A 12,114-nucleotide genomic window follows, 5' to 3' on the forward strand; every position below is an offset into this window, starting at 1 on the left:
AAGACTTATGCCTCTTCCATTGTACACAGCAAAGGATGTTGATGTTCCCGCGCAAACCGGCTGACTTGTGCCACTTTGGTCTCCGCGATATCACGAGTATAGACGCCACAGACACCTTTGCCTCGGGTATGTACGTGTAGCATGATGCGTGTTGCACCCTCGTGATCCATATCGAAAAACGTTCGCAGCACTTCGACTACAAAGTCCATCGGTGTGAAATCATCGTTTAACAGTATAACTTTAAAGCGCGGTGGCTCTTTCACCTCTGGGCGGGATTCCTGCACCGCTACGCCGGAATCCTGATCACTGCCATGATCTTCTTTATGCTTCTGCGCCATTCCTGATTTACCTTGCCCCAAACTGACGGGATGTGTGATGTTTATGTTATAAACGTTTTGACGGTCTGGTGTCACTATTCCACACCTAGATTGGTGCATCTTAGCCGAATACAATAGGGTAGACAAAAAACAGGCGACACCAAGGCCGCCTGTTTCGTGATTATTGAGCCGTTTCCTGCACCTTTGCCTTACATATGCGCAATCACATTATCGCCGAATTCAGAGCAGGCAATTTCTTCCGCGCCATCAATCATTCGCGCAAAGTCAAAGGTGACACGCTTGGATGAAATCGCCCCCGCCGTGCCTTTATTGATCAGATCAGCCGCTTCCAGCCAGCCCATGTGACGCAGCATCATTTCGGCGGAGAGTACCAGTGAGCTGGGGTTTACCTGATCCAGACCCGCAAATTTCGGCGCAGTGCCGTGGGTCGCTTCAAACATGGCAATGGTATCGGACAGGTTTGCCCCCGGCGCAATGCCAATCCCGCCAACTTGTGCTGCTAGCGCGTCGGATACGAAGTCACCGTTCAGATTAAGGGTTGCCACCACAGAATAATCTTCCGGGCGTAACAAAATTTGTTGCAGGAAGTTATCCGCGATCACGTCATTGACCAGAATGTCTTTGCCCGTGTTCGGGTTTTTCATCTTGCACCATGGGCCGCCGTCGATGTCCACCGCGCCGAATTCTTCTTTTGCCAGCTCGTAGCCCCAGTTTTTGAAGGCACCTTCGGTAAACTTCATGATGTTGCCTTTGTGCACCAGCGTGACAGAAGGGCAATCATTGTCGATGGCATACTGCATCGCTTTACGCACCAGACGCTTGGTGCCTTCACTCGACACGGGCTTGATACCGATACCGGACGTTTCCGGGAAGCGGATTTTGGTGACACCCATTTCCTTCATCAAAAAGTCGATGACTTTGTTGGCTTCAGGAGAGCCAGCCGCCCATTCGATACCCGCATAAATGTCTTCGGAGTTTTCACGGAAAATCACCATATTGGTTTTTTCCGGGTGCTTGACCGGGCTGGGCACGCCATCGTAGTAACGGATCGGGCGCAGGCACAGGTATAAATCCAGATCCTGACGCAGTTTAACGTTCAGGGAACGGATCCCACCACCAACAGGCGTAGTCAACGGGCCTTTAATGGAGACAACATACTCTTTAACGGCATCAACTGTTTCATCCGGCAGCCAAACATCTTCGCCGTAAACTTGCGTAGCTTTTTCACCCGCGTAGATTTCCATCCAGGAAATGCGGCGCTCACCGCCGTAGGCTTTTTGTACGGCAGCATCGACCACCTTGATCATCACCGGGCTAATATCGACGCCGATACCATCCCCCTCAATGTAGGGGATAACCGGGTTGTTCGGCACATTCAGGGAATAGTCGGCATTCGTTGTGATTTTCTCGCCTTGTGCGGGAACTTGGATATGTTGGTACATCAATACTCTCTCCATTTTGCTGTGTGTCTTTCAGAGCGCAGGGGTGGAGTATAAACAATTCCCTCCACCTTGGCATACACTCCTTAAACGTGTGAACATGGCGTTTGCAAGAAGGAGGCCAAAAAAACATGAAACTTGCCACATTTAACCTTTACCAATTTGCCATGCAAGGCTATTACTGGCATGACCGCATTGAGCACAACACATTCAGCATCGCTGAGTGGGAACAGAAGCAAGCCTGGGTCAAAACCCGCCTGCACCAAATGGATGCAGATATCGTCGGTTTTCAGGAAGTTTTCAGCATCCCGGCGCTACAAAAGCTTTGCCATGCCGCCGGATACCCGCATTTTGTTTACGTGGATGATTCAGCCTGCCGTGAAGATGATCCCGCCGTGTATTGCAAATCGGTCGTGGCGCTGGCCTCACGTTTCCCCATCGAAACAGTGCACCCAGTCACCGTAGCGGAAGACGTGCGGGCTGAATTGCCGATTCCTGATGACTTTCGTTTCAGCCGCGCCCCGGTCTGCGTCGATGTGCGAGTGCCCGGCATTGGGCTGCTGACGGTTTATGTGCTTCACCTCAAATCCAAACGCCCCGCCTCCCTCGATATGCGTTACCCTGCGGACATGAGCTGGCCCAAACGGGTGCTGGATACGTTTCAGCGGATGTCACGCGGCACGATTGCCTCCTTGCTGCAACGCGGGCTGGAAGCCACCCTGCTCTACCACCACATGACTGCCCGGCTGGAACAGGATGCCAACCACCCGCTGGTCGTGCTGGGCGACATGAATGACAGCGAAGATTCCATCCCGCTAGCTGCCCTCACCATGCAAGAACGTGTTTACAGCATCGGCGGGGTGGAACCCGATCACTGGCCGGAAAACATCGCCCCTTGGCTGTATGCTTATCGGCTAGCGGACAGTTTCCGTCTGGCGCCGAATATGCGCCAGCGGGTACGCCCGTTTACCAAAATCCACCGAGGCCGAGGCGGAGTGCTCGACTACATTCTGGTTTCCAACGCACTCAACCCCAAAAACACCGCCGCCAAAGCCGAAGTCGCCCACTACGAGGTCTGGAACCAGCACCTCGAAGCCGATGGGGTCGACGACCGCTTGCAATCCGATCACGGGCAAGTTTGCGTGGAATTACTGCCCTGCGATGCCCAACCCGACTATGCCGATACCATCAACCAGCGCCCCGCGCATACGGTGCGCACCTTGGCGGACATCCATACCCGGCAGGATTTTGTGCAATACGCGGGCGGGATATACCAGTCGCACCACCATTTCAAGCAGTGGGACAGCGGCGACAAGTGGAAAAACTTCTGGTCGTTTTTCTTCGATAATGAATACGGCTGGGTAACCTCCATTTACGGTACACTCCCCGTCAATGAGCTGTATCAGAAACAGCATCACAGCATTGAGCACATTATCCCGCGTGACTTTCTCGACCGCTATCTGGCTCGCAAGCGGGCGCCGCGTCATGTGCGCAATGGTGCTACGGTCAACCCCTTCAATTTCGCCCCCTCGGAACGTGGCCTGAATGCCAAACGCTCCAACTTCCCGTTTGACATGGATGACGACCGGATCGTGCGCCCCTATAACCTTGAACTGCACCCGGACAACTTTTCAGGCAGCACCGGGTTTGACGCTGACCACGAATGGGTCATCCCCTCACGTAACCGAGGCGATATTGCCCGCGCCATTCTCTACATGGTAATGATCTACGAAATCGACGAACTCTATGATCGGCATATTGCGACTCTGGTACACTGGGCCAAGGTTGACAGCCCTAGCGCTTGGGAGCTTGCTTACAATAACTGGGTACATTCCCGGCTCGGAATTCGAAATCCCTTTATTGATACGCCTGAAAATGCATTACAATTGCTGAATAACCGTGACCTGATGGATTCGATTGAATACCAGCAGTAGCGCGAGGCTAGCTAAAATGCCACAATTTGATGAATCGCCCGCTTTCGAGGAAAACAATTACATGACTACACGCAAACAAGCGTCTGGATTTTTAGTGCTTAGCTTCTGTGCAAGCATCTTCTCGGTACAAGCTGCTGAAATTATCCAGGTAGAAACCACAGGCTCCCGCTCACAATCCGTATTGGGCAGCACGGTTATCCCGTACAAAGAAGTCGCTTTGAGCGCCCAAATCCCCGGTGTCGTGAAATACGTTGCAGGGCCTGTCGGCACCAATCTGACAGAAGGTGGAGTTGTCTTCAAGATTGACGAATCCCAGTTAATCGCCAAGCGTAATGCCGTCATTGCGCAGATTTCCATTGCCCAAGCTGCGCTACAAAATGCCCAGGCACAGTATTACCGCGAACTGACCTCGCCGCGCAGCAAAGACATCGGCGCAATGCCGGGTTTCGGGATGCCCGCCATGTTCGACCGGATGGCTGTCAAACCGTTTGCCAATTCTTTCATGGGTGGCTACGACACCGATGCTGTGCGCCAAGGCGACCTCAGCAATGTGATGGCCAGCGTTTCGCAAGCACAAGGCCAGCTTCAGCAAGCCAACTCGCAATTGCAGGAAATTGATTCTGCCCTGCGTGACGCCAGCGCCCTTGCCCCGTTTGAAGGCATCATCATGGAAAAGATGGTGGAAGTCGGTGACACCGTACAGCCGGGTCAACCCCTGATCAAATACGGCTACGTCAAATACAAGCGTTTGCAGGCGGATGTCCCGTCCGGTCTGGTTGGCAACCTGAGCAAGGATATGCTGCTACCGGCACGGATCGACGGCAGCACCAACACCTCGGTACGGGTATCGGAAATTTCGCCAGTCGCAGACCCTAATCGTCATACCGTCACCGTGAAATTCGACATTCCGATGGAAATCAACACTGCCCCCGGCATGTATGCTGAAATCTATGTACCCGAAAACAAAAAGGGTAGCAGTCAGGTAACGGTTATCCCACGCTCTGCCCTGATGAAAGGCAGCAGCTTGCCCGGCGTGCTGGTGGTAAAAGAGGATAACACCTCCGAGTTGCGTATGGTGCGCTTGGGTTCTGAGCAGAATGGTGGCACTAAAGTGTCGATCATTTCCGGCTTGAACCCCGGCGACAAGATCATTGATAACCCACCCGTGGGCGTTACTTCAGGCTGGATGCCAGCGGCGGCGCAGTAAGGCTGAAGAAAATCCTTCCCTAACCCCTCCTTTTGCAAAGGAGGGGGATAATAAAACAATAACGAATAAACGATGAGACTGGACACCACTTACACCGTCAATACGCCGGAAGGCATTGCCTTGGAGCTTTCACCCGCAGGCCCCGTGCCACGCCTGTTGGCATGGCTGCTGGATTTGCTGTTGCGTTCTTTGGTCAACGTCGCCTTGTTTTTGATGCTATCAACACTGGGAAAAACAGGGGCAGGCATTGCCTTAATCCTGGCTTTTTTATTGGAGTGGTTTTACCCGGTTTATTTTGAATTGCGCCAGCAAGGGCAAACACCCGGCAAAAAAATGCTCGACATTTATGTAGCACAAGCCGATGCCAGCCCCATCACACCTTCCGCATCGCTGGTACGCAACCTGCTACGCGTTGTCGACTTTTTACCGCTGCTATACGGTTTCGGGTTTGCCAGCATGATGCTGAATGGGCGTTTCCAACGTTTGGGTGATTTGGCGGCTAATACCGTGGTACTCCACAAAACCCCGCGTAACCCTCATTACAACCATGCCGTCGACACCGACCCGATACGCCCGGAAGTCAGTCTGAGCCTGCCCGAGCAACAAGCCATCATGTTATTTGCCCAGCGCAGCTACACACTCACCCCGGCACGCCAAGATGAACTCGCCCGCATGACCGGCTCCTTGGTAGCACAGCAAGACAACCCTGCCCGCTGGCTGCAAGGCATTGCCCGCTGGCTGAGCGGAGGCGGCAGGTCATGAAACAGGAACGGTTCATCCACCGATACCAGCCGCAGTGGGATCAATTCGAGGCATGGCTGGATTACCAGCAACTCCCCAAAAAACAACGCAAGGCATTGCCGGAACCGGCGCTGGATTTCCCGCAAGCCTATCGCCAACTGTGCCACCACCTGGCCTTAGCACAATCACGCTTGTACAGCCCCTTGCTGATTGGGCAACTCAATGAACGGGTGACACGCGGGCATAACCACCTGTATACCTCGCGGCTACATTTTGCACACCGTTTTGTCAATTTCTACCTGCGGGATTTGCCGCAACTGGTGCGCCGTGAATGGCAAGCGGTCTTGCTGGCGGGCTTACTGTTTTTCGGCAGCTTTTTTGCCATTTTGATCGCCATCCAGATTCAGCCTGACCTGGTGTATTCGGTGATTGATGGCTCTCAAGTGGCGGGGATGGAAGAGATGTACGACCCGGCACGTACCTCCCGTCTCGGGCGTGAACGCGAAGCCGACAGCGATATTTACATGTTCGGTTATTACATCAAGAACAATACCGGCATTGGCTTTCAGGTGTTTGCCGGGGGCTTGTTATACGGTTTGGGCAGTTTATTTTTTCTGTTTTACAACGGGCTGGTGATTGGTGCGGTTGCCGGGCATTTGACCCAGATGGGTTATATCAGCACCTTCTGGGGGTTTGTGGCGGGGCACAGTGCTTTCGAGCTGACCGCTATCGTGCTGGCGGGTGCTGCGGGTTTCAAACTGGCTGCGGCGTTGATCATGCCGGGGCGCAAATCGCGGGCGCTGGCTTTGCGTGACAATGCGCAGGAGGCTATCGGCATCGTGTACGGCTCTGCCACCCTGTTCGTTATGGCAGCGTTTGTGGAAGCCTTATGGTCATCGCAGCCCTGGATTCCGCTCATGGTGAAATACGGCGTGGGCATTGCCTTGTGGCTGCTGGTGATCGGCTATTTCACCCGACTCGGACGCGGGGCTTCGCATGAAACTGGATGACATCACCACCAATATTCGCTTGCGTTCGCCGTGGGAAGCCGTTGACCTTGGGTTTGCGATGGTGCAGCACAATGTACGCTGGATTTTCCCGGCGTGGGCGTTGTTGTTAGGCGGGTTTGCGCTGATCCTGTGGGTCGCGATACCGGAACCTTACAAAGCTTACGTCCCGCTGGCGCTGTGGTGGTTCAAGCCGCTGTATGACCGGGTATTGCTGCATATCCTCAGCCATCAGATGTTTAACCAGCGGCTGTCCACGGCGGATATTGTCAGTGCGATACCCAAGCTGATACGTCATACCGGCCTATTAAGTGCGCTGACATTCCGGCGGTTTTCGTTGTCACGCGGCTTCAACCTGTCCATTTGGCAACTGGAACAGTTACGCGGCAAAACCCGGCAGGAACGTCAGAACGTATTGCACCTGCAAGCACATTCCCAAGCGGTATGGCTGACGATTGCCTGTCAGCACCTGGAATACGTGGTGATTTTCAGCCTGTACGTATTGATTGTCATGCTTGACCCCAGCGATGGTTCGTGGAATTACATCCTCAGTACTTTCACCGAAACCTTTGATACCGAGACCGAATATTGGGGCAATTTGTTATATCTGGTGTTATACGTCCTGACTGTGCTGGTGATCGAACCTTTGTACATCGCCGCCAGTTTCAGCCTGTACCTGAACCGCCGCACCCAACTGGAAGCTTGGGATATTGAACTCGCTTTCCGCAATCTCGGCGCACGCCTCAGCCAAGTGGCGAAAACACCGCTAGCGCTGTTACTGGCTGCTTGCTTATTGGTAGGTTTACCGAGTATCGCCCCCACACCATCATGGGCAAGTGAACGCTTGCCACCCGAAGAAGCCAGCGCCCAAATGGCTGAAGTCATGCAACGCGAAGAACTGGCGGGAATGCGCACCCGGATGCAGTGGGTTCCGCGCAACCCGGACAAAACAACAACTGACGACAAACCCAGCGAATTAGCCCAATCGTGGCAATTGCTGTTCGCCAACCTCACCAAAACCGTGCTGTGGATTGCGGTCATTGTGCTGCTTATCGTCGGCTTTGTGTACCGCCAGCGGATTCTGGCCTTGCTAAAACCCGCCCAGCGTAAAGCAGCGCCCCCACCACCACCCGACATCCTGTTTGGGATGGACATTCGCCCCGAATCGCTTCCTGACGATATTGCCAGCGCCAGCCGCCGCTTGTGGGAAGCAGGCCAGCATCGCGAAGCCCTCAGCCTGCTGTACCGAGGAGCACTGATGCAATTGACCCGGCATGAGCAAATGGTGGTACAAGATAGCCATACCGAAGGCGACATCCTGCGGCTCGCACACCCCCACCTCGACAGCGCACGCATGGCATGGCTGACGGCTGTTACCCGTGTCTGGCAAGAAATTGCTTACGCCCATCGCATTCCGGCAGATGCGCAAGTCATACCGTTGTTTGGCTTCGACTTCGCAGGGAAGCCCGCATGAAACTCCAACACATCCTCATCGGCCTGTTCGTCGCCCTCGTCATGACCATCGGGGTTTTCTGGTTCCTGAAAAACTATGAATACAAGGAAGTCAATGAATACATCGGTTTGCGTGGTGAAGCCAAAAGCAACCCGCTTTTCGCTGCCCGGCTGTTTTTGGAAGGCATGGGTATTCCCGCCGAACGCAAAGACAGCCTGCAAACCTTACCCGCTACCGACACTGTGCTGCTGATCGACACCGAACGTTACACCCTGTCGCGGCAAAAAATCGACGAAATCCTCGCGTGGGTAGAACGCGGCGGGCACTTGATCACCCGCGCTCACACTACCAGCAGTGACACCCTCTATGACGATACCGAGGATACCGACAAGGAAGCCGAAAAGTCACCCGTGCCGCCCCCAAGCAACAACGACATGCTGCAAAGCACCTTGGGCGTCAGTATCGGCGAACACGTCATCCCGGAAGATGATGACCTGCCGCTGGATGCGCAACTCTCCAACATGAGCCACCCGCTGCAAGTAGACCCGGAATTTTTCTACGCGCTGCAAACCACCACAGCAAACTACCCGCAAAGCTACAACGATGCTGACTGGTTACAGGAAATCGAACGCGGCAAAGGTTTAATCACGCTCGCAGCCAACCTCGACTTCATCGAAAACCACTCGCTTGAAGATTACGACCACGCCGCCTTCCTGTGGTACATGCTGCATAGCTTGAGGGATGAACCTGCTGGCGTCTGGCTGATACATACAGATGATATGCCACCGTTGTGGAAGCTCATCTGGGAACACGCCTGGGCATTGGTACTCACTTTGGCCTTACTGATTCCGCTAAGTATTCTCGCCCTTAGCCCACGCTTTGGACCGATGATCCCCAAACCAGCACTGGAGCGCCGCCGCATTCTGGAACACATCCACGCCAGTGGTCTATTCATGTGGCAACGTCACCGCCAACACGGCGACACCCAATACAACAGCTTCATCGCAAGCGCCGAACAACTTAACCCAGGCACAAGGAAACAACATGACAACAGCAACCCTGACGCTTGAACAAGCCAGCCAACTGGCTGACAGCATCCGCCACGAAATAAGCAAAGCGCTGATCGGGCAAAAACAAGTCGTCGGCGAAACCCTCATCGCGCTACTCGCCGGTGGTCACGTACTGATCGAAGGTGTGCCGGGCTTAGGCAAAACCTTGCTGGTACGCGCCCTCGCCCGCACCATCAGCGGACAGTTTGCCCGCATCCAGTTCACCCCCGACCTGATGCCCGCCGACATCAGCGGCCACGTCCTGTTCGACATGCAGAACCAGCGTTTCAACGTGCGCAAGGGGCCAGTGTTCACCAACCTGTTGCTGGCGGATGAAATCAACCGCGCCCCCGCCAAAACCCAATCTGCCTTACTCGAAGTGATGCAGGAACAACAAGTCACCATCGAAGGCCAGTCATTACCCGTCCCCCTGCCCTTCATGACGCTCGCCACTCAGAACCCGCTGGAACAAGAAGGCACTTACCCCTTGCCGGAAGCCCAACTTGACCGTTTCCTGCTGAAAGTTTTCATCGACTACCCGGCGCTCGAAGAAGAGGCTGAAATGGTCAGTATTGTCACCGACAAGCAAATCGGCGACCGTTTCAATCTCAACAACCTGCAAGCCATTGCTACCCCCGAACAAGTACTGGCGATGCAAACCGTCACTGCTGACATTGCGGTGGATGTTCACGTACTCGATTACGCAGTGCGCATTACCCGCGCCACTCGCCACTGGCAAGGCTTGCGCTTTGGGGCGGGGCCACGCGGCAGCATTGCCCTGATCCGTGCGGCACGTGCCAATGCTTTGCTGGCAGGCCGCGATTTTGTCCACCCGGATGACATCAAGCAAGTGTGCCTGCCGATCCTGCGCCACCGTGTTTCCCTGTCACCGGAAATGGAGCTGGAAGGCTATAACGCCGACCATTTGCTCACAGCACTACTCGACAAAACCGAAGCGCCACGCAGATGATGTTACCCGCCCGCCGTGCGTTTCAATTGCTGGGCGTGAATGCGGCGATAGCCTTGCTTGTCAGCGTGTTCCCTGAACGGATTGTCCTGTGGTATGTGGCAGTGGGGGCAAGCCTGCTGGCGGCCTTCGTTGATTTGTTGTTAGCGGTGACAGAACCCACACCGCGTGGCGAACGCTTCGTGCCCCATTCCTTGCCACTGGGGGTGAAACGCAACGTGCGTCTCAAGATCCACAATACCGGCAAGCGCCCCCTAACCCTCGACGTTTTTGATCATTTCCCATTGGAAGTCAGCGCCCGTGGTTTCCCGCTCCGCTTGGGCTTGACCGGCGGCACTTTCGCCGAGCCGCTGTATGAAGTGACGGCCAACGAACGCGGTAAACTGTTATTCCCTTGCCTGCAAATCCGGGTACGCTCCCCGCTGCAATTCTGGTGGCATGACCTCAAGTTGCCCGTGGTATCTGAAGTGAAGGTTTACCCCAACTTCGCCGCCGTGGCGCAATACGCGCTGATGGCAACCGACCACCACCTCAGTCACATGGGTATCATGAAAAAGCGTCGTCGGGGTGAAGGGCAGGATTTCCACCAGCTCCGCGAATACCGCGCCGGGGACAGCCTGCGCCAGATCGACTGGAAAGCCAGTTCGCGGATGCGCCGTCCCATTTCCCGCGAGTATCAGGATGAACGTGATCAGGAAATCATTTTCCTGCTGGATTGCGGGCATCGGATGCTGGCGAAAGACGACAGCCTTTCGCATTTTGACCATACCCTGAACGCCATCCTGCTATTGACCTATGTAGCGCTACGGCAGGGCGATGCGGTAGGCTTAGGCAGTTTCGCCGGGCAAAGCCGCTGGTTGCCTGCCCACAAGGGGCAACACAATGTCCAGCACATGCTGGATGCGTTGTATGATTTGCAGCCTACCACCCAAGCGCCCGATTACGCTCAGGCCGTGACTGAATTACTGGTACGTCAGAAAAAACGCGCCCTGGTGATCCTGCTGACCAATTTACGTGATGAAGATCTGGATGACTTGCTGCCTGCGGTACACATCTTGCGCAAGCGCCATCTGGTGTTGCTGGCGAGTATGCGTGAACAAGCCATTGATCAAGCGCTGGACAAACCAGTCGACAATCAGGAAGATGCGCTGCACAAAGCCGCTGTACAGCATTATCTGGCAACACGGGAAGCAACCTTACAACGCATCCGTGCGGCTGGGATCCGCTGTCTGGATGTCGCGCCCCCGGCGTTGTCGGTTAACCTGATTAACCATTACCTCGATATCAAGCGCAGCGGGATATTGTAAGCACTGTAAGACATTGGGAACACAAAGGAATACGCGATGATGAGTTTACTGGCGGCTATCGGTTTTGTACTGGTGCTGTTTGGCATTACCACCCTAATCATTGGCATCGTGCGCCATTTTTTTCCATTCGTGGACGAATACATCCCCGAAGAATTCAAAAAGCCACTGACCATCCAGTTTGCTGCATACTACCTGCTGGGGGGTTTGCTGTTGCTACTGATCCAGCCTACCTCGACTTAGAACTTGTACTGCCATTCCACCCGGTCACGCTTCAAGCGCCAATGCGCCTTGCTGGACGAGTGACCATTGGCAAACAATTTGCCTGACAGGTTATCGTAAAAATTTTCCCGCACATTGTTCTGCAAACGCTCTTTCAAGCGAGACTCGCTACGCACCGCCGTCTTACAATCACGCATCAACAGGTTGCTATTGGCACATAAACGTTGTTCCAGCAGCATATCATTGCGTATCTCATTGGGACGCAGCGCAAACGGTTGTGCCATCAAGCGGATAGAATCATAGGGCAAAGACGACGGTGGCGTACCGCACGCGGTTACACCCACCATCGTTGCTGACAGCAGTAAGCCCTTTACTGCCATCATTTTCATAGTCGTTGTCATAAACACCTCGCATTCCGGCGCATGTTACCCTTAACACACTGAAATGGCTATT

At 54.4% G+C, this 12,114-nt stretch carries 12 protein-coding genes; 9 read left to right on the top strand and 3 right to left on the bottom strand.

What is annotated here, in order from left to right; translation table 11 throughout:
• Positions 1–5: 5 nt before the first annotated feature.
• Positions 6–338 (bottom strand): ATP-dependent Clp protease adapter ClpS, encoded by a 333-nt coding sequence (clpS, locus tag J9253_RS05415; protein ID WP_210223646.1) that lies wholly within the window; start codon positions 336–338, stop codon positions 6–8.
• Between the two features lie 188 nt (positions 339–526).
• A complete protein-coding gene (gene icd, locus J9253_RS05420; RefSeq protein WP_210223647.1) occupies positions 527–1,780 on the bottom strand; it encodes an NADP-dependent isocitrate dehydrogenase in 1,254 nt (417 codons plus the stop codon).
• A gap of 128 nt (positions 1,781–1,908) precedes the next feature.
• Here icd and J9253_RS05425 point away from each other — a divergent pair, with 128 nt between their 5' ends.
• The 9 genes from J9253_RS05425 to J9253_RS05465 all read left to right on the top strand — a co-directional run bounded on the left by J9253_RS05425 (position 1,909) and on the right by J9253_RS05465 (position 11,682).
• The gene (locus J9253_RS05425) at positions 1,909–3,711 is read left to right on the top strand and encodes an endonuclease/exonuclease/phosphatase family protein (RefSeq protein WP_210223648.1); all 1,803 of its coding nucleotides are present in this window, start codon (positions 1,909–1,911) and stop codon (positions 3,709–3,711) included.
• Positions 3,712–3,772: 61 nt separating this feature from the next.
• A complete protein-coding gene (locus J9253_RS05430) occupies positions 3,773–4,918 on the top strand; it encodes an efflux RND transporter periplasmic adaptor subunit (RefSeq protein ID WP_210223649.1) in 1,146 nt (381 codons plus the stop codon).
• Between the two features lie 72 nt (positions 4,919–4,990).
• Entirely contained in the window at positions 4,991–5,680 is a 690-nt protein-coding gene (locus J9253_RS05435) for an RDD family protein (protein ID WP_210223650.1), read from the top strand.
• Positions 5,677–6,669 (top strand): stage II sporulation protein M, encoded by a 993-nt coding sequence (locus J9253_RS05440; RefSeq protein WP_210223651.1) that lies wholly within the window; start codon positions 5,677–5,679, stop codon positions 6,667–6,669. Before J9253_RS05435 ends, J9253_RS05440 begins: the two co-directional genes overlap by 4 nt.
• The gene (locus J9253_RS05445; RefSeq protein WP_210223652.1) at positions 6,656–8,140 is read left to right on the top strand and encodes a hypothetical protein; all 1,485 of its coding nucleotides are present in this window, start codon (positions 6,656–6,658) and stop codon (positions 8,138–8,140) included. Before J9253_RS05440 ends, J9253_RS05445 begins: the two co-directional genes overlap by 14 nt.
• Positions 8,137–9,189, top strand: coding sequence for a DUF4350 domain-containing protein (locus J9253_RS05450; RefSeq protein WP_210223653.1), 1,053 nt, complete (start codon positions 8,137–8,139; stop codon positions 9,187–9,189). Before J9253_RS05445 ends, J9253_RS05450 begins: the two co-directional genes overlap by 4 nt.
• Positions 9,164–10,138 carry an AAA family ATPase gene (locus J9253_RS05455; protein ID WP_210223654.1) on the top strand — a complete coding sequence of 325 codons (975 nt, stop codon included), beginning with the start codon at positions 9,164–9,166 and terminating at the stop codon, positions 10,136–10,138. Before J9253_RS05450 ends, J9253_RS05455 begins: the two co-directional genes overlap by 26 nt.
• The gene (locus J9253_RS05460) at positions 10,135–11,442 is read left to right on the top strand and encodes a DUF58 domain-containing protein (protein WP_210223655.1); all 1,308 of its coding nucleotides are present in this window, start codon (positions 10,135–10,137) and stop codon (positions 11,440–11,442) included. The genes J9253_RS05455 and J9253_RS05460 overlap by 4 nt, the downstream gene beginning before the upstream one ends.
• Before the next feature lie 36 nt (positions 11,443–11,478).
• Positions 11,479–11,682, top strand: a complete 204-nt coding sequence (locus J9253_RS05465; protein ID WP_228291513.1) for a hypothetical protein — start codon at positions 11,479–11,481, stop codon at positions 11,680–11,682.
• Here the strand turns inward: J9253_RS05465 and J9253_RS05470 are convergent.
• Positions 11,679–12,062 carry a hypothetical protein gene (locus tag J9253_RS05470; RefSeq protein WP_210223656.1) on the bottom strand — a complete coding sequence of 128 codons (384 nt, stop codon included), beginning with the start codon at positions 12,060–12,062 and terminating at the stop codon, positions 11,679–11,681. The genes J9253_RS05465 and J9253_RS05470 overlap by 4 nt on opposite strands.
• Between the last annotated feature and the right edge of the window lie 52 nt (positions 12,063–12,114).

The organism is Thiothrix litoralis (genome assembly GCF_017901135.1).
In the GTDB taxonomy this organism is placed as follows: domain Bacteria; phylum Pseudomonadota; class Gammaproteobacteria; order Thiotrichales; family Thiotrichaceae; genus Thiothrix; species Thiothrix litoralis.